The organism is Bacillus sp. Pc3, assembly GCF_000815145.1.
Taxonomy (GTDB): domain Bacteria; phylum Bacillota; class Bacilli; order Bacillales; family Bacillaceae; genus Bacillus; species Bacillus velezensis.
On record NZ_CP010406.1, the window covers coordinates 944,113 to 966,011 of the forward strand.

Genomic DNA, 21,899 nt, shown 5'->3' on the forward strand with positions numbered 1-21,899 from the left:
ACGGTTCGGGCTTTACACGTGTTCAATTAATGTTTTCATATCGTCAGGCACCGGGGCCTGAAAAACGAGCGTTTCTCCGGTCATGGGGTGTACGAATGAAAGCCGCTCACTGTGAAGAGCCTGCCGGGCAATTCCCTCATTTTTTCCGCCGTACAGTGTATCACCGACTAACGGATGGCCGAGGTAGCTCATGTGCACCCGGATTTGATGCGTCCGCCCCGTTTCCAGCCGCAGGGCTGCAAGCGTAAACGCATGTCCCGCTTTTTCCGTTTGAAAATGCGTCACCGCTCGTTGTCCCTCCGGCGTTACCATCCGCTCAATAATACTGTCGTGTTTTCTTCCGATGGGCGCGTCCACCGTTCCTTCCTTCTGAGGCATGATCCCGTGTACGACAGCGAGATACCGCCTGCTGACAAGCCCCTTCTTCTGCGCTGCCGACAAAAGAGAATGGGAAAGCCGATGTTTGGCGATCAGCATCGCCCCCGATGTATCCCTGTCAAGGCGGGTGACAAGATGAACCGTTGATTGTACGCCGCTTTTTCGGTAGTGGCTGATCACTCCGTTAGCGATGCTTTCCGACGGGTGTTCTCTTGATGGAATTGAGGAGACATACGGCTGTTTATTGACCACAAGCACATGGTCATCTTCATAAAGAATATCAAGAGGAACCGGCTCAGGCAAAAGCGTTTCACTCACATGCTCCTTCGGAAATTCAATCTTAAGCACGTCTCCTTCCGCTAACACGGCGCGGACGGTTACATGCTCTCCGTTCACAAGCAGGTCTCCCCCGCCGAATTTAATGTCAGCGAGAAGCCGCTTTGAAATGCCGAGCTGCGCCGTATATTCTTTTACCGTCATGCCGGCTTCCCGGGCAGTCATGTTCTTTTGGATAAAAAAGTTGTCCAATCCGTTTCCTCTTTCTATTCGCCTTTTCCGATAAAGGAGTCCTGCACCCTTTTCCAAAACGGAAAAGGACGGAATCTTGCAAATCTGACTTTTTCATTTGCCACACGGCATAGAATGGACTTGACATCCTTATGCAGCAAGGTTAAATGATCAATTGTGACTTGAAAGTCGACGTCGTTTCTCGGTTTGATGACACAGTTATGATGATCGGGAAGCAAAAGCGGCGAGCCGACAGTCCTGAACACTCTGTTGTTGATGGATGCCATTTCAGCAAGCTGAATCGCCCTGATGGAAGGGTGGATGATTGCGCCGCCTAACGCCTTATTATAAGCCGTGCTTCCGGAAGGCGTGGACAGACATAAACCGTCTCCCCTGAACGTTTCAAACAGCTGGCCTTTAATTTCCACGTCAGCGACGAGGCTGCCTTCTATGCTTTTGATCGTACATTCGTTCAAAGCCAGATACCGCTCCTCACGCTCTTCATCATGATAAGTGACAATCACCTCAAGAAGGGGATACTCCACGGTATGATACGGCGTTTTGGCAATGGCCAGAACGAGCTTTTCTATCTCCTGCGGAACCCAATCGGCATAAAAACCCAAATGCCCCGTGTGAACTCCGACAAAAGCCGTTTTATCAAGACGGTCGCTGTACCTGTGAAATGCGTAAAGAAGCGTTCCGTCACCGCCGACGGAAATAACGATTTCCGGCTCTTTTTCATCCAAGGTCATATCAAAATCGAGTAAATACGCCTGTATTTTGCTTTTCAGTGTATCTGAAACCTCGTCTCCTTTTGAAGAAACGGCAAATTTCATGCCATTCCCCTCCTTTCCTACTGGCGGTCTCCCGCTTTTTTCTTTCGCGAGAACGCGGCTTGGGCTTCCTGGATTTCTCCGCGGATTTCTGACATTTCTTCATCGAGCCGGGATGCGGCTTCTGAGGCCCGCTGCAGCCTCAGCTTTACTTTTTCGGGAATGTTCCCGCTGTATTTGTAATTCAGTGAATGCTCAATGGTTGCCCAAAAGTTCATGGCAAGCGTCCGAATCTGTATTTCCACAAGAACGTGCTTTTCACCGGACGTTGTTTGTAAAGGATATAAAACGACAAGGTGGTAAGACCGATATCCGCTTTCCTTATGCTCTGCTATGTAATCCCGCTTATCCACAACGGTAAAATCTTTTCTGGCAAACAGCATATTTTTGACGATCTGGATATCATCGACAAATTGGCACATAATACGCAGCCCCGCGATATCCTGCATCGTTTCGATCTGATGAAGCGGTATGCTTTTTCGTCTCGCTTTTTCAAGTATGCTCGCCACCGGCTTCACACGGCCTGTCACAAACTCAATCGGTGAGTGGTCATCTTCATACTCATAAAGGGTTCTGACGCCTTTCAGCTTCACCTTTAATTCTTCAACAGCCTGGCGGTATGGCGCTAGAAATTGCTCCCATTGTTTGTCATCCATCGTACATCCCCCAATTCCGAACCTGTTCTAAAGAAATACGCTTTTCACTTTTTCTTCCATATCTCCGTAGTTTGCATTATCTTTAATATTTTCAAGAAGATAATCGAGTTCTTCATGCAGCCCTGAAAGTTCAACCGTTTTTCCGCCGGCCTCAAGGACCGCCGGTTTTCTTTGGTCTAAGGCTTCTTTCAGATCCGGCCAGACATGTTCTTTTATAATGACATATTCAAAAGAGTCAGCTGATTCAAGTATGTATACAAAAGCAAAGTGATCGGAATCAACAAGCATTTGACCTGAGGCTTTGCGTTCCGCTCCGCTTAAGTCTTCTCCGCACTTTAAGCGGAGCGCGTCTTCTGTTAATGATGCATTTTGGATTTCAATTCTCTTTTGCATAATGTTCTCCTTTTTTAACAAAGTACAGCATTTATTTTATCATATCAAGGTCGATATTGATAAACGTAACCTCTAAAGAGATAATGGGAATTATACAATTTTTCGTCCTGAAAGGAAGACTGTCATGACCCAAGAAATAGAAATTGAATTCAAAAACCTGCTGACAAAATCAGAATTTCTGAAGCTGAGTGAAGCACTCTGCATGAAAGAACATGATTTTAAACAGCAGGTCAATCATTATTTCGACACGAAAGATTTTTCCCTGAAACAAAAAAAATCAGCACTCCGCATCCGAGAAAAAGACGGCGCGTTCGTTCTGACGTTAAAAGAGCCTGCCGCGGTCGGTCTGCTGGAAACCCACCAAGAGCTTGCGGCACCTGATCTTGACGTCTTCAAGATTCCGGATGGCCCCGTCAAACGTCAGCTGGAAGGTCTCGGAATCAACTCAGAACACATTTGCTATTTCGGGACGCTGTCGACCGCACGCGCGGAAAAAGAATCAGAAAAAGGCTTAATCATTTTAGATCACAGCCGATATTTAGAGAAAGAAGACTTTGAATTGGAATTCGAGGCTGCTGACTGGGATGAAGGAAAACGGGCGTTTGAACAATTGCTCAAGCAATTCGGCATCCCAGAGCGAATCACGAAAAATAAAATCCAGCGTTTTTATGAACAGAAACAAAAAAAGGTGGAATGACACAGTGAATATAACGAATTGGGCGGCCCTTCTCCAGCTGCAATCAATGGCGCTGCAATCAATCTCTCATACAAGCACGGCTTCAGGCGGACAATCTTCAGAAAGCCCGCTTGCAAATTTCAGCGCGCTGCTCAGCCAGTATACGGACACAGCCGTCCGGCAGCAGCCAGAATCGGGAATTTTAAACGGTGTGCGGACCGCTCACGCTTCATATTCACCGAGAATTCCCGTTTCATCCGGCTCCGCGGCTGCTTCACAGACCGCTTCCGCTTCCCCGGGCATCAAGTCTCCGGATGCGGCTTCTGATATCAGCACCGGAAACTTTTCAATAGACAGCGCCATTCAGAAAGCAGCTGAAAAATACGGAGTGGACGAAAAGCTGATCCGCGCGGTTATTAAACAGGAATCAGGCTTTAATCCGAAAGCGGTCAGCGGTGCGGGGGCAATGGGACTGATGCAGCTTATGCCTTCCACGGCAGAATCACTCGGGGTGTCAAACCCGCTTGATCCCGTCCAGAACGCTGAGGGCGGCACAAAGTACTTAAAGCAGATGCTCACGAAATACGACGGAAATGTATCTCTGGCGTTAGCCGCCTACAACGCAGGCCCCGGCAACGTAGATCGGTACGGAGGCATTCCGCCGTTTAAGGAAACACAGCAATATGTCAAAAACATAACCAAACAGTATTACGCGTAAACCAGAGAGGCTTCCTTCGCCCTCTGGTTTTTTTGCGGAGTGAAATCTTACACATGAATGAAGGCGATGTGATATGATATGAAATACAAGCGCCTGACAGAAAGGCACTTTGTTTGTAGAAATAAAATGTTATTGCTAAAATATACAGTAACTGAAGATAGTAAAACTGAAAGATAAATTCGCAATGGGAATTATGATTCCTATTAGCCATATAAAGGAGTAGTCAACATGGGACAATCGTTTAACGCACCATATGAAGCGATTGGAGAGGAACTTCTATCGCAACTTGTTGATACTTTTTATGAGCGTGTCTCGTCTCATCCCTTGCTGAAGCCGATATTTCCAAGTGATTTGACTGAAACGGCCAGAAAACAAAAGCAATTTTTAACCCAGTATTTGGGCGGACCTCCTCTTTATACTGAAGAGCACGGACACCCCATGCTCAGGGCAAGGCATCTCCCCTTTCCGATTACGGACGAGAGGGCTGATGCGTGGCTAAGCTGTATGAGCAAAGCGATGGATCAGGTCGGGCTGGAGGGCGATATTCGTGAATTTCTGTACGGGCGTCTGGAACTGACGGCCAGGCATATGGTAAACCAGTCAGAAGCGGAGGATCGATCATATTGACGAATTATCAGCATGAGCAATACTTCGCCCATTGCCACGGACATCCAAAAAAACCGCTCGAAATTTACATGTTTGTCGACCCTTTATGTCCTGAATGCTGGTCGCTGGAGCCCGCCATAAAAAAATTAAAAATCAAATACGGTCGTTTTTTTACGCTGCGGATCATTGTTTCCGCGAGCATTACATCGCTGAATAAGCAAAAGCGGAAAAAACACCTTCTTGCCGAAGCTTGGGAAAAAATTGCGAACCGTTCCGGGATGCCCTGTGACGGAAGCCTTTGGCTTGAGCAGGATCAGCCTCTTTCATCGCCCTACCTTGCCGCACTCGCTTTAAAAGCGGCCGAACTGCAGGGAAGAAAAGCGGGCATTCTGTTTCTCCGCAGCATGCAGGAAAGCCTGTTTGTTTCCAAGCAGAATATTACGGATGAAGACGTTCTTTTAGAAATTGCCGAAAAGACGAAATTGGATGTTGAAGAATTCAAGCGCGACCTCCATTCGCAAAGCGCGGTAAAAGCGCTTCAGTGCGATATGAAAATCGCGGCGGAAATGGACGTCACCGTCAACCCGACATTGACGTTCTTTAACAGCCTGCATGATGATGAAGGGCTGAAGGTTCCCGGCAACTATTCTTATGACGTATACGAAGAGATCTTATTCGAAATGCTCGGGGATGAACCGAAGCCTTCTGAAACGCCGCCTTTGGAATGTTTCATTGAATATTTCCGGTTTGTCGCATCGAAAGAAATCGCACTCGTTTATGATTTGAGTCTAGAAGAAGTTGAAAAAGAAATGAAAAAACTGGCATTCGCCAAAAAGGTCGCCAGAGTGGAAGCAAAGCACGGTCTGTTTTGGAAGTCTCTGACCGGCACCCAGGAGGATGTCACCTGTTGTGATCATTAAAAAAAGCTGATTCCTTACGGAGCCGGCTTTTTTTTGTGCAAATAAAGAAACCGCGCCGGGATAAGCGCGGTTTCATATGTCTTAACGACAACAAAGGGGATGGGAGAAATTTTTCACGGTCAAACAAAGGGGTAATGTTTGTTTGTGATCAATTTCACATCCTTATCATATCAAATCTTGTCGAGTTTTGACAAGCCATAAGATTAATGTTCATATTTTTGTCACAAAACATAACTGACTGCTTGTTTTCATAGAATATATCAATGAAAAACAAGGAGGGAAATCAATGCTCCGCACCGTATTGATCATCGGAATGATTGTGTTTTTCTTCTTTTTAAACCTGCTGGCCATGATGCACATGCTGCCGATTTACATTACATCTCCCCTGCTGTTTCTTTCCATATTGTTTGCCTTGTACCGGCTGAATCACCGAAAAACGTTTAAGGGATTTTAGAAAAAGCCTGCGCATCTAATGCACAGGCTTTTTTGGTTACGAAGGGTTCACTTTCGAAAGAAGCTCTTCCATTTCGTTCAGTTTCTCTTCAAACATTTTGCAGGCCGCCTCGATCGGTTCAGGCGATGTCATATCAACTCCCGCTTTTTTCAGTATGTCGATCGGATATTCCGAGCTTCCCGCTTTTAAGAATTCGGTATAGCGCTCCACCGCAGGCTTGCCTTCTTTTAAGATCTGGCTGCTCAGCGCTTGGGCCGCACTGTAGCCTGTCGCATATTGATACACATAATAATTGTAATAGAAATGCGGAATTCTTGACCATTCCAGACTGATTTCTTTATCAATCACCATGTTGTCACCGAAATACTTTTTATTCAGATCATAATAAAGTTCGTTCAGCAGTTCAGGCGTTAGCGGCTCGCCTTCCTGCGCTTTCGTATGAATCAGATGCTCAAATTCAGCGAACATCGTCTGTCTGAACACTGTGCCTCTGAATCCTTCAAGCATGTGGTTGAGCAGGTACAGACGCTGTTTTTCATCCTTTAAGCTGTTCAGCATATATTCACCGAGCAGCGCTTCATTAGTCGTTGAAGCAACTTCAGCGACAAAAATGCTGTAGTTACCGTACGGATACGGCTGATATTTTCTCGTATAGTAGCTGTGCACGGAATGGCCGAACTCGTGAACGAGCGTAAACAGATTATTGACATTGTCATGCCAGTTCATCAAGATGTACGGATTCGTGCCGTATGTACCGGACGAATAAGCACCGCTGCGTTTTCCTTTATTTTCGTATATATCGACCCAGCGGTTTTCAAGTCCTTCTTTTAAAATAGACGCGTATTCCTCGCCCAGCGGAGCAAGTCCTTTGAGCATATAATCTTTCGCTTCCTCATATGTGACCTTCATTCCCGAATCTTTTACGAGCGGTGTGTAAAGGTCATAAATATGGACTTCATCAAGGCCGAGAACCTTTTTCCGCAGGTCAATGTAACGGTGTAATAACGGAAGATGTTTATTGATCGTTTTAATAAGGTTATCGTAAACTTCTTCAGGGATGCTGTTATTGGATAAAGCCGCTTCCCGTGCTGATTTATATTTTTTCACACGGGCGTAAAAATTATCTTTTTTCACAGTGCCGCTGAGTGTAGTCGCCATCGTGTTTTTATACTGTCCGTATGTTTTATATACGGCTTCAAATGCGTTTTTGCGGACTTCACGATTGCTGTTTTCCAGGAAATTAATAAAGTTGCCGTGTGTGATTTGAGTTTCCTTGCCGTTTTCATCTTTAATCGACGGAAATGTAATATCGGCGTTATTTAAAACACTGAATGTATTGGAAGGCGAGGACAGCGCTTCTGAGGCTTCCGCAAGCAGGGCCTCTTCTTGTTCGCTCAGCACGTGCGGACGCTGTTTTGTAATTTCTTCAATTGCATGGGAGTAAAGTTTAAGCTCCTCTTTTTCCAGAATAAACTGGTGCAGCTTGTCCTCCTGAATCGCCAGAATTTCCGGTTCAATGTAAGCAGTCGCGCTGGCAGCCTGGGAATACAGGCTTGCGGCTTTGTCGTTCAGCCCTTGGTAGAAAGAATTTCCCGTATCCTGGTCTGAGCGCATATGCGCGTATGCATAAAGTTTCCCAAGGCGGTTCGTCACTTCATCCTGTGCCGTAAGCGCCGCGTATAAATTATCAGCCGAATGAGCAAGCGTGCCTTTAAAAGAAGATAAATTCGGGATTAATTCTTTAACTGCTTGAAATTCTTTATTCCAGGCCTCATCACTAGGAAAAATATCCTCTAGTCTCCATGTATGCTCTGCCTTTACTTCACTTCTGTCAGGCAGCTGTGCTGCTTTATTTTCCTCAGTCATGGTGATCCCCCTCGTTTTCTTTACTTCAAGCCAATTGAAAAAACGATTGTTTCTCCAAAAACTTGTGTTGTGATTATCTTCCGGCTTTTCACTGCCTTTTGTCAAATTATATGCGGCATATAAGACCGAGCATACCAATAATACAGTGAAAAAACGAAAACAAAATGCTTGTATGCCCCTCACATTCGCCACCACCTTGACGTTAGGGTGAACGAAATGAAGCATTCTCATTCCCCAAAAAAGAGGAGATCCCTCCGGCGCAGCTCTTCTGCCGTTTGAGGGAGCTTCCGTTGAGATGAGGGCATATATACTTCATTCTCAATTTCCCTTAAAAAATCCTGCAAGCATAAGAAATCAGCATATTGTTTTACCGCCATTCTGATAAGGCTATCTTGTGAACCATACCGCATCCGAATCTCCTTACGCCTGATTTTTTGCCGCAAATCATGAACCATGCCGGATAATCGGATCGGCGCGCCTTTTTTAGAAAGTTCCGCAAGCCGCAAGTATAAATGGCTCTGCCACACAAAAACGGGACTGGCAAACACAAAGCCCGCTGAAACGGGAATAAACACTTCAGATGGGAGAAATGGAAATGCAACCTGATGTCTTTCGTAAAAAAGACGCCGGATAAGACCGGCATCTTCAGATAAAAACCGCCCGCTTTTGCTGCGGAAGCCGGCTACGGCACGTCCCCACGAGGGAAGTCTGACGCTGTGCCGCCCTTCCGGATGACAAATGTCTTTCAGGTTTGCTTTGTGAAGAGGGATTGTGGTTAAGCCGGCATAAGAATAGCCGGTGTAAAACGGAGTGATGGAATGCAGCCTGTAAAAGGAGCGGGCGTCGGGGCAGTAAAACAGTAAGGAGGAAAATGAATGGACTTCAAAGAACTGCCAGTGAAAAGCAGAAAGCCGGAAAAATTGCGCGGCCATCCGTTTTAACCGTTTTGCCCCGATGATCCAGATCGGCCGGTACCCGGCGTTTTTCAGGCCTGCCGTCCGGCTCTTTAAAGAGTCCGCCGAAAGATTCGCACATTGAAATTCAAAAGCCAGCCTCTCTTCTCCGCTTTCTGCCGTCAAGTCAGGCCGCTGTCCAGCGGAAGTCAGATACGGTTCCAGGCTGACGCTGCACCCTTGTGTCTTCAGCCAGAGAAAAAGCTGTCTTTTTCCCTCCAGATGGTATTCGCTTTCAGGTTCGGATTCCCCGGGACACAGCCTGCTTTTTTTATGAGCGAAGTGCGGCAGTTTCTCCCGCCCCAGTTTGATATCAAGCTCACTTTTGCAAACGGGGCAGAACCAGCGTTTCTTTCTCAGCTCCGCCGCTTTTTCCTTTGAATAGCTTCCGGCCAGCTGAATGAGCCGTCCGTCGGCAGTCACAGCACTGAACATGTTGCATCTTCTCCTTTCCTGAATCTTGTTGTATTCAGCAGGAAGAAGGCATACTCCTGTTTACGGATGAGAGCCGTTATACGGTTTTCATCCGTTCATCATGTCATTCAGAATAAAAAAAACCGATTTCTGCTGAGAGAAATCGGTTTGTTATGATGCAAAGTGTTTTTTTATTGTATATAACGCATGATCAGCGATCACCAATTTGCCGTATTCTTCAAGACGGTGAATGCTGACTGATGATTCGTGCGCGTACTCCAACAGGATGCTTAGCTGATTTTCAACCTCTTCATCAGTTTGCTCATAAAAATCTGCATATAAATAATATCGGTCTTCAAACGAATACAGGGTCGTTTTGATTCCGTTAAGATTCAATTTTGATAGCGAGATGAGATCCTCAAAATCATCGAACCGCAAAGTGAACTGAAGCTTTTGCTCCTTATCTTCCCGGCTCTCGGCCTGCTCTTCTTTCTGGAAATCATCAAGTAAAGCATCGAGATTTTCATCTGCCGGCTCTTGTTTTTTATCTTCCGGGATCGGCAGTTCGAGTTTTTGTCCGTCCTTGGAAAGCTGGGCTTTTGTTACGATTATTTCCAGTCCTTTGTCCAATGCCTGAACCTGAATCCAAAGAGGACCCTCGACAGCGAATTCCTCTTCATCATGCACTTCATCCATGACTTCCCAGAACAGTTCTTCACTGCGCTCGCGATTGTACCAGATTTCTTCTCTGTCAAAACCGCGATCTTCAATATCACCATAAGACATATAAAATTTTACAGTATGCTCATTAATTCTTTCTATTTCCATTTTGCCAACCTTCCCTTCTTTATAAGATGTTGAAGGGACATCTAAGCTCCCGATGAATAGTACTTTACTACACTTTACCCATTCCGTCCACATCTTAACCTTATAGAAGACAGCGCAAATTCTTTATATTTCTATTTTATGATAAAACAGTTATAAAAGAAATAAAAAAGCATTTTCACACCGAAAAACAGGCTTTCTCCCGGTTCCCATCATAAATAGCGCACTGCTTCATATATTAGCTGTACAAGCAATCGATCTATAAGCGAGGTGTTACCATGCCGCACGATTACCTGCTGTCCCTTCTGCTTATTATCGGGATTGACCTTATTCTCGGCGGTGACAATGCCGTCGTCATCGCGATGGCCAGCCGGAATCTGGCTCATAAACAAAGACAGCAAGCGATCATCTTCGGAACGTTTATCGCAGTCGTCTTGAGAATCGTTCTGACGAGCGCTGCGGTCTATTTATTGAATGTTCCTTTTTTGCAATGCGCAGGCGGGGTATTTTTATTGTATCTCGGCTATCAGCTCCTGATTGAGAAGAAAGATGCGCAGCATGTGAAAAGCAGTTCTTCTCTTTGGAAAGCCATCCGCACAATCGTTATGGCTGATATCTTTATGTCGCTTGACAATGTCATCGCAGTAGCCGGCGCTTCTCACGGTGAGCTGACACTTGTAGTGATCGGTCTCTTCATCTCGGTGCCGATTATCATCTGGGGCAGCAAGCTCGTTCATGCCGCCATGGACAAAATGCCTTTATTGATGTACGCCGGGAGCGGCCTTCTCGCATTTACCGGCGGTGAAATGATTGCCGGAGACAGCAAGCTGTCATTTTTCATGGCAGAACACGGCATTATACAAATGACGCTGCCGATTTTGACCGTCGTATTTGTTATCCTCGCCAGTATGATTTACCAGCAGACTGAAAAATAACAAAAAGCCCAAACCGCGATGGTTTTGGGCTTTTTCCATGCTTATCGTAAGCTTATATCAGTTGGCAAGACGCTGTGCTTCTCTTAATTGGAAAGAACGCACTTTTCTTGGCAGGAATCGTCTGATTTCATCTTCGTTATAGCCGACTTGCAGACGTTTTTCATCAATGATAATCGGACGGCGGAGCAGTCCCGGATGCTCATTGATCAAAGTATATAAGTCTTGAAGCGGCATAGATTCAACATTTACGTTCAGTTTCTGGAATACTTTAGAACGGGTAGAGATAATTTCATCCGTACCGTCTTCAGTCATACGCAGAATCTGCTTGATCTCATCAATTGATAACGGCTCGGAGAAAATGTTTCTCTCTACAAACGGAATCTCGTGCTCTTCAAGCCAAGCTCTTGCTTTTCTGCATGACGTACAGCTAGGTGATGTGTATAATGTAACCATTAATCTTCACTCCTCTAATTAGTAGGATGAACATGTTGTATTCTCAAATTGAAATAACTTTAAAAAAGGAATCTTTATAGGTATTATACTATAAAAAAGTAAGTGTGAACAGTCTCCTGAGAAAAAAATGTGTCAATCCGGCAAATTTACGGCTGGCGGATGTTTCCCCATTCTCAATTAGCTCAGCTGATCGAAAATGTTTTTTCGTTTTTTCTCATCAATGACTTTGAGAACTTCATCCGTTTTTTCGTATGATTCTCCGTACCATTTTTCATCTTTATAAGTGTGAATGTTTTCATATGTCTGTTTCATCGCTTCAAACATTTCTTCTTCTGATTCCGTCTTAGGTGACCAGTACAGAATCTCCATTTTGTTCACTTCATTCGTAGCCAATGACCGGCGCCGATACCCGATTGACTGCGCGTGCTTGAAATGCTCTCTTTGATAAAAACGCAAGCGTTTCTGTGTATCCGTGTCATCCTCGTCAACAGGCTCCACCTCAAGCAGAATCGGCTTGTTTTTCTTTTTCAGCCTGCCGATCAGCTTACTTCCGAGGCCTTGTCCTCTGGATTTCTTTGACACAAACAGGTAATCAATAAAGATGAAAGAGTCAAATTCCGCATACATCAGCACGTGGTACTGCCCCTCTTCTTTATGATAAACATCGCTTTGCTCCTTTAACAGAGCTTCCATATGCGCTTTTGATTTCATTTCTTCAATCGGAAAATATTCACTCAGCTTTTCGTACCAGTTCATTCATTTGCTCCTTATGGGTTCGTTGACTTCACACTTTTAGATATACCCCATTTCCGATTGTTTAAACAATCTTACATCTATTAAGACGTGTGATCCTTTAACATGGTTTCAATTTTTTTAAAATGGTGTGTAATCGACGTTTTTGGTATAGCGGTTTGCCGCGTCCCACAATAAAAATTCGTCAATTCCTTCATCATGCAGCGCTTTAACCTGGTCTTCCACCTGGCGTTTTCCGTACTTTTGATAATTTCCGCTGCCGAGATATGATGCCGTGAAGTCCTGAAGCCACGGACGCGATACAGGCGGGTGTTTCAGCTTAGACAGTTTTTTATGTTCCACCTTCGCGTATTCTTTGACGACTTTGTAAGGCTCAAGATCCGGTTTATCAATGCCGAAATAGCTTGTCCAATGGCTCGGATAAATCATGGATGAAATGACATCGACCTGTTCTGAAATTTTGCTGAAATTCTGGCCGATCCCAGGCGCTTCCGGCAGCGTGGCTGAATAGCCGAAAATATCAACCGACACATCCGCGCCGTACGGCTTGAGTTTTTTCTTCGCATAACCGACAAAATCGGTGACGGCGTGAACGCGTTTTTGCACATTGCTGTCTGCTGTTTTTCCGTAATCGCCGTGTCCGTATGTCAGTTCGTCATCACGTTTTTCAAATCCTTCAGGAAAACGGACATAATCAAATTGAATTTCTTGAAAACCCATCTTTACGGCTTGTTTTGCAATCTTTACATTGTAATCCCATACTTCTTTCATAAACGGATTGACGAACGACTCGCCGCGGCCGTTTTTCCAGACACTTCCGTTTTTTTCTTTAAAGGACCACTCCGGCTTTTTGTTCGCGAGTTCGCTGTCTTTAAATACGACAATACGCGCAATCGGATAGATCTTTTTTTCCTCCAGCTTTTTCATCATCTTTTTTGGGTCTTTGATGTACGGCTTGGCGATTTTGGCATACTCAGAATGGCCGTCCGGCTTAAAGGTGAGGTTTCCGTTGTCATCCTTGACATCAATCACCATTGTATTGAGCTCCGTTTTGTCCACAAAGTCTGTCAGCTCCCCGAATTTGCTTCCTCCCGCTGAATGCCCTGTGACGTAAATGCCCCGCACCTTATCAGGATGTGAAAAATGCAGCCCTGACGGATAAGCGAACCGTGCATTTGATTTCGGCAGTTCTTTTTCGGCCAGCGCTATTTTTACAAGCGGCTGCTCCTCTTTCGCAGCGGCGTGAGCCGGATAAGCGGCTGCACTGATAAACAGTCCCGCACAAATGGCGCACAAAATGGTTTTCATACTGATCTCCCCCTTTTTTTCCATTATAGAAAAACGGGAGCAAGCTTAATAAACTTGAATGTGCGCAAAAAAATCCTCCAAGACTGAGTCTTGGAGGATGATACGTTTATAGGTAGGTTTTAAATTCATCTTCAGTGCACATAACAAAGTGTCCCGGTTTCACTTCTCTGAATTCCATCTTTTCTCCGTCTTGCAGCTGATGAATGGACGGATCGTATTTCTTTCGCGTACGATTTCTTTCATAGTCCGGATCAGGGAGCGGGATAGCGGACAGCAATGATTTCGTGTATGGGTGAAGCGGGTTTTCGTAAAGCTCATCCGCCGGCGCAAGCTCCACCAATTTTCCAAAATACATGACGCCGATGCGGTCACTGATGTATTTGACCATTGATAAATCATGGGCGATAAACAGGTAAGTGAGCCCTTTTTCTTTCTGCAATTCTTTCATTAAATTGACGACTTGCGCCTGAATGGAGACATCAAGCGCCGAAATCGGTTCGTCCGCGATGATAAACTCCGGATCAACCGCCAGCGCTCTGGCGATTCCGATACGCTGGCGCTGTCCGCCCGAAAATTCATGCGGGTAGCGGTTGGCGTGCTCTTTATTTAAACCGACCGTTTCCAGCAGTTCGTGAACCCGCTGCATCCGCTCTTTTTTCGTTTTTGCCAGGCGGTGAATATCTATTCCCTCGGCAATAATGTCGGCGACTGTCATTCTCGGATTTAAAGATGCGTACGGATCCTGGAAAATCATCTGCATTTTCCGGTTAAACTCCAGCAGCTTCTTGCGGGATTTTTTCCCGTGCACATTTTCCCCGTTAAAGAGAACTTCCCCGCCGGTTGCCTCATACAGCCGGATAATGCTGCGGCCCGTCGTTGATTTACCGCAGCCCGATTCTCCGACAAGGCCGAGCGTTTCACCTTTATAAATATCAAATGACAAATCATCTACGGCTTTTACCGTTCCTTTCTGCGTGAAAAAATGCTGTTTTAAGTGTTTAATTTCGAGAAGTTTCTCAGTCATTTTTTTCACCTTCCTTCATTAAAACAGGATGCTGATACGTATTCGGAAGCTGACGGATTTTAGCCTTCACCGCTTCAGGCGGCTCGACCTTAGGCGCATCAGGATGCAGAAGCCACGATTTCACAAAATGCGTGTCAGACACTTTATACATCGGCGGTTCCTGTTCAAAGTCAATTTTCATCGCATATGAGCTGCGGAGCGCAAATGCATCCCCTTTCGGAGGATTCGTCAGATCAGGCGGCGTGCCCGGGATGGCCGTCAGTTTTTCCTGATCGGTGCTGTCCAGGCTAGGCATTGAGGCAAGCAGTCCCCACGTATACGGATGGCGCGGATCATAAAAGATTTCATCCACCGTGCCCGATTCGACGACCTGACCCGCGTACATGACAGCGACCCGGTCGGCGACATTGGCGACAACGCCGAGATCATGCGTGATAAAAATGATAGATGTATCAATTTTCTTTTGCAGATCTTTCATCAGCTCAAGGATCTGTGCCTGAATCGTCACATCAAGCGCTGTTGTCGGTTCATCGGCAATTAACAGTTTCGGATTTGCCGCAAGCGCCATCGCGATGACGACACGCTGTCTCATCCCGCCTGAAAATTCATGGGGGAATTGGCCGATCCGTTTTTCGGGCATCGGAATCCCGACGAGATCAAGCAGCTCTATGGCGCGCTTTTTCGCGGCTTCACTTGAGATTTTTTCATGTTTGAAAAGCACTTCCGTAATTTGTTTGCCGACTCTCATCGTCGGGTTCAGAGAGGTCATCGGATCTTGGAAAATCATTCCGATGTCCTTTCCTCTGATGGCCTGCATTTCTTTTTCGGACATCGGCACGATATCGCGTCCGTCAAAAAGAATCTGTCCTCTTTTAAAGTAGCCCGGCGGCATCGGGATCAGCTTCATAATCGCTTGGGAGGTCACACTTTTTCCGGAACCTGACTCCCCCACGATCGCCAGCGTCTCTCCTTTATTCAAATGGAAATTCACGCCGCGGATTGCCTGTACCTCTCCGCCGTATGTTTTAAATGAAATGGCTAAGTCTTTTACTTCTAGCAAACGTGTCACTCATATCACTCCTTATTTGCGTAACTTAGGATCCAGCGCGTCTCTTAACCCGTCGCCGACAACGTTAAAGCCGAACATCGCCAGGCAGATAAAGCCGGCAGGGAAGAACAGACGCCAAGGGTAATAGGTTAATGCAGGCAATCCGTCTGAGGCCATCGTTCCCCAGCTCGCAAGCGGCGCAGGTACGCCGAGGCCCAAATAACTTAAAAACGCTTCTGTAAAAATCGCCGTCGGAACCGTCAGTGTCATTGTTACGAGGATAGAGCCCATCGCGTTCGGGACGATATGCTTAAACAATAGCCGGCCGGTTTTGGCGCCGAGTGTCTGTGAAGCAAGCACATACTCCTGATTCTTTAATTGCAGCACCTGTCCGCGGACGATCCTCGCCATATTGATCCAGCCCGTGATCGTCATGGCGACGATAATGGTCAGCAATCCTTTCGGCAGGACAACCATCAGCAAAATAACCATTAATAATGAAGGAACAGCCCACAGAATGTCGGCGATGCGCATCATCACTTCATCTGTGCGTCCGCCGCGGAATCCGGAAATGCTGCCCCAGATTACGCCGATTAATAAATCAAGCACGGCAGCTGCGACACCGATAAAGATGGAAATCCGCGCGCCCACCCATGTCCGGACGAATATATCCCTTCCAAGGTCATCCGTGCCGAACCAATGATCTTTCGACGGCGCTTTATCCGCATTTAATAGATTGGTAGTGGCATAATCATACCTTGAAAAGACAGGCGCAAAAATCGCCATCAGAATAATAAGAACGATCAGTACGAACCCGACCATCGCAAGCTTATTGCTGCGGAAGCGGAGCATGGCGTCTTTCCAGAGGGAAAGGCTTTTTTTATTTATTTTTTCGGCATCGCCGGCATTAGCTGAAGCTGGTTCAAACATATTTTTAGGAATGTTCTGCATGGTCTAGGCTCCTTTCTTTGCTTTGGAAAGCTTGATTCTCGGATCGATTAATCCGTACAGCACGTCTACAATTAATACGCATAAAAGCAGGAGCACGCTGAAGAACACGGTAACTCCCATAATGACCGTATAATCACGGTTTGTAATGCTGTTTACAAAATGCGCGCCTAAACCGGGAATTCCGAAAATGGATTCAATGATGAAACTCCCCGTTAAAATGGATGCCGCCATCGGCCCCATATATGTCACGACCGGCAAAAGCGCGTTTCGCAGCGCATGGCGCACGGTGACTGACGGACGGGAAAGTCCTTTAGCTTTTGCAGTCCGTATGTAATCGCTGTTTAACACTTCAATCATGCTTGAACGGGAGAGTCTGGCAATGAACGCCATCGGCATGGAAGCGAGCGCAATAGAGGGTAGAAAGGTGTATGCCCAGGATTCCCACCCTGCGACCGGGAACAGTTCTAATTTAATTGAGAAAATATATTGCAAAATCGTCGCCAATATAAAGCTCGGAACTGAGATCCCAAATATCGTTAAAATCGCAATGGTATAATCCTGCCATTTATTATGGTACAGGGCAGCAAGCACCCCGAAAAGCACACCGAACGCTAAAGCGAGGAGAATAGCTTCTGCACCGAGAGTGAATGAGACGGGGAAGCCTGAATTGATTAAATCATTAACACTTTGGCCTTTATATTTAAAAGAAGGTCCGAAGTCCCACATCGCCACAGATTTTAAGTAGCTGACATATTGAACGAAAAGAGGCTTGTCCAAGCCATAGTGTTCGTTTAAGTTTGCCTCAATTTCAGGCGGCAGCTTTCTTTCGCCGGAAAATGGTCCGCCCGGCGCTGCCTGCATTAAGAAGAATGTGGCGGTCACAATCACAAACAGCGTGATGATCATGTAAATGAATCGTTTACCGATATATTTCAGCAAGGTGAACACCTCCATGTTTTTTACAATTTTATACTTAATCAGTAAGAAAGGTATATGGGGACATCCTCCCCATATACCTTGGGTCTTTTGTTTTCAGAACCGTCTTTTATTCAAAAGAAGCATTTCTGAAGTAAACTTCGCCTGTTCCTGTCAAGATCACATTTTTGAGGTTTTTATCCTGCACCCAAGGATCCGTATAGAAATAAACTGGCGCGACCGGCATTGCGTCAATAAAGATCTTTTCTGCTTTTTTCAGCTCTTCGATACGTTTATCCGGATCCGTTTCAAGCTGAGATTGGTTCAGCAGCTTTTTAAACTCAGGATCTTCCCATCCGGTATCATTGTTTCCGCCTTCTTTATCACGGAACAATTCTAGGAAGTTGATCGGATCGTTGAAATCGCCGAGCCAGCCCATACGCCCGATTTGGTAGTTCTGGCTGTGCAGCTTGTCGATGTAAACATTCCATTCGGAGTTATCAAGCTCAACTTTGACGCCCAAGTTCTTTTTCCACATTTCCTGTACGGCCTGCGCAATTTTCGCATGCGCGTCATCCGTATTGTAGGACAGTTTGATCGCCGGAAGGTCAGAGGCATTCTTGACGCCTAATTCCTTCAGTCCTTTATTTAAGAATTCTTTAGCTGATTTGACGTCATTGTCTTTGAAATAACCTTTTGTGTTATCCTTGAATCCCTTCATTGACGGCGGCACCGCAGCCATGGCCGGGATCTGTTCGCCCTGCGTTACATTTTTCACGATGGACGAGCGGTCGATCGCATAAGCAAGGGCTTTACGGATGTTGACATTGTTCAGCGGTTTCGCTTCTGTGTTGAATTTGTACCAATACACGCCTGCGATCGGTTCAACGTGAAGAGATCCGTCTTTTTTCAATGTCGGCAGAGATTCAGTCGGAAGCTGGCCGAGCGGCATTCCTGCCCAGTCAAGCTCACCGGCCTGGAATTTTTTCAGTTCGGTGTTGTTATTGTTAATCATCACCATGTTGATTTTCTTCAATTTCACAGCGTCTTTATCCCAATATTGATCGTTCTTTTCGAGCGTGATGGAACCGCTGTGTTTCCAGGCCGTCATTTTGAACGGGCCGTTTGACACATAATTTTCGCCCGCGTTTGTGTTCCAGTTTTTATGTTTTTCCGCGATTTTCTTGTTGATCGGCATATACGTATAGAATGAAGTTAATTGCGTGAAATAAGGTGTCGGGTTATTCAGTTCAACCTTTAATGTTTTGTCATTTACGGCTTTTACGCCTACATCATCAATCTTGCCTTTTCCTGTATTGGCAGCTTCAGCGCCTTTGATATAGTAGAGCTGATAAGCGTATTGTGATTCGTTGTTCGGGTCAAGCGCCCATTTCCACGCATATTCAAAATCCTGCGCCGTCACAGGGTCGCCGTTAGACCATTTCGCACCGTCACGAATCGTAAATGTATAGGTCTTTCCGTCTTTGCTTGTTTCAATTTTAGATGCCATTCCTTCTTCAGGCTCACCTTTGGAGTTTACGCGTGTCAATCCTTCAAAAGTCTGGCGGATTACGCCTCCTGAAACGGAATCATTCGCTAAACCAGGATGCAGTGAGAACGGCTCGGTTTTAATATTGATATTAAGTGAAGTCTGTCCTTTGGTGTCTTTTTTACCGCCGCCTGATCCGCCGCTGAATCCGCCGCACGCACTTAATACAAGCGAGAAGATAAGCATCAAACCTACAATAGACCAACGCTTTTTCATGCACTAACCCCCTAATCAAATTTTTCAGCCTTTACTACTAAATACTCAGAAATATCAGACAAAATAACTTAATATTTTTCTAAACTTTAATTGTGTTCCGTCTTTTCTGATTATTTTATGTAAAGAAGCTGTAACAATAGAGTGAACAAGTTCATTATAATGAAATGAATAATTTATTGCAATACTATTTTCTCAATTTAAAATATTTAAATTTGGTCAGTTTTTCTGTCAAAAAGGTGATACACTTCTATAGTTTAAAGCATGACCTAACTAAATTTTTTTATTGCAATTTCCAGTTCATATTGCTTTTTACATATAATATTCGTTATACGAAATGTTGATATACGTTATCATTTAAGCATTTTCAGTTCTTTTTGAGGATTTCCAGCCCTTAAGCAAACTGGAAATAAGCTTGTATTCCTCTGATGACATTTGGCTATAATTGATTTATAATAGATCAATCAAATACATTTGTTGTGATTGCGATGATGAAGAGTAGTACACATTTTCATCCGTTTGAAGAGAGTCTGCGGTGCTGGGAGCAGGTAACGGGCGATGTGGAATGGACTTCTGAGCAGCTGACCGAACGTTAGTAGGCCCAGCCGGAGCAGCCTCCGTTACCAACGTCTCGAGCGATTCCATTGTAATGGAATAATCAGGGTGGCACCACGGTTCATTCGTCCCTTTTTTCTACGGGAAGAATGGGCTTTTTTTATTATGTTTTAAGAAATGAGGTAAAAACTATGAAGAAAACGATTTTTTCTGGCATTCAGCCGAGCGGTTCCGTTACCCTCGGCAACTACATCGGCGCAATGAAGCAATTTGTTGATTTGCAGCATGACTACAACGGCTACTTCTGTATTGTCGATCAGCATGCGATTACGGTTCCGCAGGATCGGCTTGAGCTGCGGAAGAACATCCGCAATCTCGCGGCTCTTTACCTGGCCGTCGGACTTGATCCCGAGAAAGCGACCCTCTTTATCCAGTCGGAGGTTCCCGCTCATGCCCAGGCGGGGTGGATGCTCCAATGCGTCGCATATATCGGCGAGCTTGAGCGGATGACGCAATTTAAGGATAAGTCAAAGGGCAAAGAAGCCGTCGTGTCCGGACTGTTAACCTATCCGCCGCTGATGGCCGGCGATATTTTACTGTACGGAACGGACCTTGTTCCGGTCGGGGAAGACCAAAAACAGCATCTTGAACTGACCCGCAACCTGGCGGAACGCTTTAATAAAAAATACAATGACATCTTCACGATTCCTGAGGTGAAAATTCCTGAATCAGGCGCGCGCATCATGTCACTGGCTGATCCGCTCAAAAAAATGAGCAAATCAGATCCGAACCAAAAGGCATTCATCACGCTGCTTGATGAACCGAAGCAGCTCGAGAAGAAAATCAAGAGCGCCGTGACTGATTCTGAAGGCATTGTAAAGTATGATAAAGAAAACAAACCGGGCGTTTCTAATCTTTTGACGATCTATTCTATTTTAGGAAACACATCAATTGAAGAATTAGAAGCTAAATATGAAGGCAAAGGGTACGGTGAATTCAAAAGCGATTTAGCCGAAGTCGTTATCGGCGCATTGACACCGATCCAAGAGCGCTACCGTGAATTAATTGAGAGCGACGAACTTGACCGCATTCTCGACGAAGGAGCGGCGCGCGCAAACAAAACGGCCGGCAAAATGGTGAAGAAAATGGAAAACGCCATGGGTCTCGGACGAAAAAGAAGATAAAGAAAAGAGGCGGGAGAATCCCCGCCTCTTTTTTAGTTCACTTTTGATTCCTGCTCCATTTCCCAAAGCTTTTCGAAAAACGGCTGCCCTTTAATCAAATTTTCACAGAACGCAAGATGTTTATCTGACCAGCCTTCAATTGTTTCATTGTAAAGCATGTCCCAAATCTCTTCAAAGCTCATCCGTTTGATCTGCTCGTACATATGCGGATTCCATTCCGTGTACCAATACACAATTTCCGCACGGTTTTTCAACCCTTTCAGCTGGTCGAGCGCCATAAACATCAGCTGCTTGATCTGCCGCTCTTTTCTCGTCAGCCCTCTGACATGCTCCGGCGCCAATGACAAAATGTGATATTCCTTTGAAGACTCCAATTGCGCCGGCTCAAATTGAAACGATTCCGGTTCTACATCCTTTACCATTTCATAAACAAGCTGCTCCTGTCTCGGAATCAGGCGGCTCTTTCTGACCGGAATGGTATATCCAATCGTATCCACGGCAATGATGCCGATCCCGTCTGTCACGACAAAACAGTACTCCAGCTTTGTCCGCTCATGATTTTTTCGCACGTATGACTTTTGGTGGACTTGGTCAAGCAGCTCTTTCGGAAGCTCTGATAAGTCGTTTTCTATGTAATGAAATAATACCGACGGCACTCTGAGCAGCGGCGTCTGATCCAAAAGCTCAACCGTGTCTTCCTTCCGCCATTCGTGAAAATGGCATACATTGTAGCCGTTTTCTTCCCCTTCAAACCAATTGACCCATACATCATGAAGAAATAACATATTCGACCCCTCACTTTATAAAAACTG

The 21,899-nt window shown here is 45.5% G+C and carries 23 protein-coding genes, 1 pseudogene and 1 other annotated feature; of the genes and pseudogenes, 7 read left to right on the forward strand and 17 right to left on the reverse strand.

Annotated features, from left to right (window positions below):
• Positions 1-12: 12 nt before the first annotated feature.
• From SB24_RS04055 to SB24_RS04070, 4 genes are read right to left on the reverse strand one after another with little or no spacing between them, the layout of a single operon-like run.
• Positions 13-906, reverse strand: coding sequence for an RluA family pseudouridine synthase (locus SB24_RS04055; RefSeq protein ID WP_039251982.1), 894 nt, complete (start codon positions 904-906; stop codon positions 13-15).
• A 14-nt stretch (positions 907-920) separates the two neighbouring features.
• A complete protein-coding gene (locus tag SB24_RS04060) occupies positions 921-1,721 on the reverse strand; it encodes an NAD kinase (protein WP_003155018.1) in 801 nt (266 codons plus the stop codon).
• A gap of 17 nt (positions 1,722-1,738) precedes the next feature.
• Positions 1,739-2,374 carry a GTP diphosphokinase gene (yjbM, locus tag SB24_RS04065; protein WP_003155019.1) on the reverse strand — a complete coding sequence of 212 codons (636 nt, stop codon included), beginning with the start codon at positions 2,372-2,374 and terminating at the stop codon, positions 1,739-1,741.
• A 27-nt stretch (positions 2,375-2,401) separates the two neighbouring features.
• Positions 2,402-2,767, reverse strand: coding sequence for a UPF0738 family protein (locus tag SB24_RS04070; protein WP_039251985.1), 366 nt, complete (start codon positions 2,765-2,767; stop codon positions 2,402-2,404).
• A 124-nt stretch (positions 2,768-2,891) separates the two neighbouring features.
• On the opposite strand from SB24_RS04070, the gene SB24_RS04075 reads away from it, so the two are divergent.
• From SB24_RS04075 to SB24_RS20175, 5 genes are all read left to right on the forward strand, one after another.
• Positions 2,892-3,464, forward strand: a complete 573-nt coding sequence (locus SB24_RS04075; RefSeq protein ID WP_014417426.1) for a CYTH domain-containing protein — start codon at positions 2,892-2,894, stop codon at positions 3,462-3,464.
• A 4-nt stretch (positions 3,465-3,468) separates the two neighbouring features.
• Complete coding sequence (locus SB24_RS04080; protein WP_039251987.1) at positions 3,469-4,161, forward strand: lytic transglycosylase domain-containing protein; 693 nt, start codon at positions 3,469-3,471, stop codon at positions 4,159-4,161.
• Positions 4,162-4,389: 228 nt separating this feature from the next.
• Positions 4,390-4,788, forward strand: coding sequence for a globin domain-containing protein (locus SB24_RS04085; protein WP_003155023.1), 399 nt, complete (start codon positions 4,390-4,392; stop codon positions 4,786-4,788).
• On the forward strand, positions 4,785-5,687 hold the full coding sequence (gene spxH / locus SB24_RS04090; protein WP_039251990.1) for a protease adaptor protein SpxH: 903 nt from the start codon (positions 4,785-4,787) through the stop codon (positions 5,685-5,687). The genes SB24_RS04085 and spxH overlap by 4 nt, the downstream gene beginning before the upstream one ends.
• Positions 5,688-5,973: 286 nt before the next feature.
• Positions 5,974-6,141: a hypothetical protein gene (locus tag SB24_RS20175; RefSeq protein WP_003155026.1), complete on the forward strand. Its 168-nt coding sequence runs from the start codon at positions 5,974-5,976 to the stop codon at positions 6,139-6,141.
• A gap of 36 nt (positions 6,142-6,177) precedes the next feature.
• On the opposite strand, the gene pepF is transcribed toward SB24_RS20175, so the two are convergent.
• The 4 genes and pseudogenes from pepF to SB24_RS20180 all read right to left on the reverse strand — a co-directional run.
• Positions 6,178-8,007 carry an oligoendopeptidase F gene (gene pepF, locus SB24_RS04100; protein ID WP_099686889.1) on the reverse strand — a complete coding sequence of 610 codons (1,830 nt, stop codon included), beginning with the start codon at positions 8,005-8,007 and terminating at the stop codon, positions 6,178-6,180.
• Between the two features lie 227 nt (positions 8,008-8,234).
• Positions 8,235-9,395, reverse strand: a complete 1,161-nt coding sequence (locus SB24_RS04105) for a competence protein CoiA family protein (protein ID WP_039251993.1) — start codon at positions 9,393-9,395, stop codon at positions 8,235-8,237.
• 150 nt (positions 9,396-9,545) lie between these two features.
• Positions 9,546-10,202 (reverse strand): adaptor protein MecA, encoded by a 657-nt coding sequence (gene mecA / locus SB24_RS04110; protein ID WP_003155032.1) that lies wholly within the window; start codon positions 10,200-10,202, stop codon positions 9,546-9,548.
• Positions 10,185-10,295, reverse strand: a pseudogene (locus SB24_RS20180) (adaptor protein MecA); the annotation flags it as partial. The gene mecA and the pseudogene SB24_RS20180, both read right to left, overlap by 18 nt.
• 182 nt (positions 10,296-10,477) lie before the next feature.
• On the opposite strand from SB24_RS20180, the gene SB24_RS04115 reads away from it, so the two are divergent.
• The gene (locus SB24_RS04115) at positions 10,478-11,134 is read left to right on the forward strand and encodes a TerC family protein (RefSeq protein ID WP_007409109.1); all 657 of its coding nucleotides are present in this window, start codon (positions 10,478-10,480) and stop codon (positions 11,132-11,134) included.
• 57 nt (positions 11,135-11,191) lie between these two features.
• On the opposite strand, the gene spx is transcribed toward SB24_RS04115, so the two are convergent.
• The 8 genes from spx to SB24_RS04155 form a co-directional block, all read right to left on the reverse strand.
• The gene (gene spx / locus SB24_RS04120) at positions 11,192-11,587 is read right to left on the reverse strand and encodes a transcriptional regulator Spx (RefSeq protein ID WP_003155034.1); all 396 of its coding nucleotides are present in this window, start codon (positions 11,585-11,587) and stop codon (positions 11,192-11,194) included.
• Between the two features lie 177 nt (positions 11,588-11,764).
• A complete protein-coding gene (locus SB24_RS04125) occupies positions 11,765-12,343 on the reverse strand; it encodes a GNAT family N-acetyltransferase (RefSeq protein ID WP_007409110.1) in 579 nt (192 codons plus the stop codon).
• Positions 12,344-12,460: 117 nt separating this feature from the next.
• Positions 12,461-13,648 (reverse strand): putative glycoside hydrolase, encoded by a 1,188-nt coding sequence (locus SB24_RS04130; RefSeq protein WP_015239569.1) that lies wholly within the window; start codon positions 13,646-13,648, stop codon positions 12,461-12,463.
• 106 nt (positions 13,649-13,754) lie between these two features.
• Positions 13,755-14,672, reverse strand: a complete 918-nt coding sequence (gene oppF / locus SB24_RS04135) for an oligopeptide ABC transporter ATP-binding protein OppF (RefSeq protein WP_012117283.1) — start codon at positions 14,670-14,672, stop codon at positions 13,755-13,757.
• Positions 14,665-15,741, reverse strand: a complete 1,077-nt coding sequence (locus SB24_RS04140) for an ABC transporter ATP-binding protein (RefSeq protein WP_003155039.1) — start codon at positions 15,739-15,741, stop codon at positions 14,665-14,667. Before SB24_RS04140 ends, oppF begins: the two co-directional genes overlap by 8 nt.
• 12 nt (positions 15,742-15,753) lie before the next feature.
• Complete coding sequence (gene oppC, locus SB24_RS04145; protein WP_007409113.1) at positions 15,754-16,671, reverse strand: oligopeptide ABC transporter permease OppC; 918 nt, start codon at positions 16,669-16,671, stop codon at positions 15,754-15,756.
• A gap of 3 nt (positions 16,672-16,674) precedes the next feature.
• Positions 16,675-17,610: an ABC transporter permease gene (locus SB24_RS04150; RefSeq protein WP_003155043.1), complete on the reverse strand. Its 936-nt coding sequence runs from the start codon at positions 17,608-17,610 to the stop codon at positions 16,675-16,677.
• A 106-nt stretch (positions 17,611-17,716) separates the two neighbouring features.
• Positions 17,717-19,351: a peptide ABC transporter substrate-binding protein gene (locus tag SB24_RS04155; protein ID WP_012117282.1), complete on the reverse strand. Its 1,635-nt coding sequence runs from the start codon at positions 19,349-19,351 to the stop codon at positions 17,717-17,719.
• 476 nt (positions 19,352-19,827) lie between these two features.
• Positions 19,828-20,039: a binding site (T-box leader), on the forward strand.
• Between the two features lie 55 nt (positions 20,040-20,094).
• Here SB24_RS04155 and trpS point away from each other — a divergent pair.
• Positions 20,095-21,087, forward strand: a complete 993-nt coding sequence (trpS, locus tag SB24_RS04160) for a tryptophan--tRNA ligase (RefSeq protein ID WP_014304785.1) — start codon at positions 20,095-20,097, stop codon at positions 21,085-21,087.
• Positions 21,088-21,119: 32 nt separating this feature from the next.
• On the opposite strand, the gene SB24_RS04165 is transcribed toward trpS, so the two are convergent.
• A complete protein-coding gene (locus SB24_RS04165) occupies positions 21,120-21,872 on the reverse strand; it encodes a YjbA family protein (protein WP_007409116.1) in 753 nt (250 codons plus the stop codon).
• Positions 21,873-21,899 lie beyond the last annotated feature (27 nt).

What these genes read in the sequence shown, in the direction of transcription:
- spx (WP_003155034.1), bottom strand. Translation starts at nt 11,587, where the DNA reads ATGGTTACATTATACACATCACCTAGCTGTACGTCATGCAGAAAAGCA.
- SB24_RS04155 (WP_012117282.1), bottom strand. Translation starts at nt 19,351, where the DNA reads ATGAAAAAGCGTTGGTCTATTGTAGGTTTGATGCTTATCTTCTCGCTT.
- SB24_RS04165 (WP_007409116.1), bottom strand. Translation starts at nt 21,872, where the DNA reads ATGTTATTTCTTCATGATGTATGGGTCAATTGGTTTGAAGGGGAAGAA.
- SB24_RS04085 (WP_003155023.1), top strand. Translation starts at nt 4,390, where the DNA reads ATGGGACAATCGTTTAACGCACCATATGAAGCGATTGGAGAGGAACTT.
- SB24_RS04130 (WP_015239569.1), bottom strand. Translation starts at nt 13,648, where the DNA reads ATGAAAACCATTTTGTGCGCCATTTGTGCGGGACTGTTTATCAGTGCA.
- oppF (WP_012117283.1), bottom strand. Translation starts at nt 14,672, where the DNA reads ATGACTGAGAAACTTCTCGAAATTAAACACTTAAAACAGCATTTTTTC.
- SB24_RS04105 (WP_039251993.1), bottom strand. Translation starts at nt 9,395, where the DNA reads ATGTTCAGTGCTGTGACTGCCGACGGACGGCTCATTCAGCTGGCCGGA.
- SB24_RS04075 (WP_014417426.1), top strand. Translation starts at nt 2,892, where the DNA reads ATGACCCAAGAAATAGAAATTGAATTCAAAAACCTGCTGACAAAATCA.
- SB24_RS04125 (WP_007409110.1), bottom strand. Translation starts at nt 12,343, where the DNA reads ATGAACTGGTACGAAAAGCTGAGTGAATATTTTCCGATTGAAGAAATG.
- mecA (WP_003155032.1), bottom strand. Translation starts at nt 10,202, where the DNA reads ATGGAAATAGAAAGAATTAATGAGCATACTGTAAAATTTTATATGTCT.
- yjbM (WP_003155019.1), bottom strand. Translation starts at nt 2,374, where the DNA reads ATGGATGACAAACAATGGGAGCAATTTCTAGCGCCATACCGCCAGGCT.
- SB24_RS04070 (WP_039251985.1), bottom strand. Translation starts at nt 2,767, where the DNA reads ATGCAAAAGAGAATTGAAATCCAAAATGCATCATTAACAGAAGACGCG.
- oppC (WP_007409113.1), bottom strand. Translation starts at nt 16,671, where the DNA reads ATGCAGAACATTCCTAAAAATATGTTTGAACCAGCTTCAGCTAATGCC.
- SB24_RS04060 (WP_003155018.1), bottom strand. Translation starts at nt 1,721, where the DNA reads ATGAAATTTGCCGTTTCTTCAAAAGGAGACGAGGTTTCAGATACACTG.
- pepF (WP_099686889.1), bottom strand. Translation starts at nt 8,007, where the DNA reads ATGACTGAGGAAAATAAAGCAGCACAGCTGCCTGACAGAAGTGAAGTA.
- SB24_RS20175 (WP_003155026.1), top strand. Translation starts at nt 5,974, where the DNA reads ATGCTCCGCACCGTATTGATCATCGGAATGATTGTGTTTTTCTTCTTT.
- trpS (WP_014304785.1), top strand. Translation starts at nt 20,095, where the DNA reads ATGAAGAAAACGATTTTTTCTGGCATTCAGCCGAGCGGTTCCGTTACC.
- SB24_RS04115 (WP_007409109.1), top strand. Translation starts at nt 10,478, where the DNA reads ATGCCGCACGATTACCTGCTGTCCCTTCTGCTTATTATCGGGATTGAC.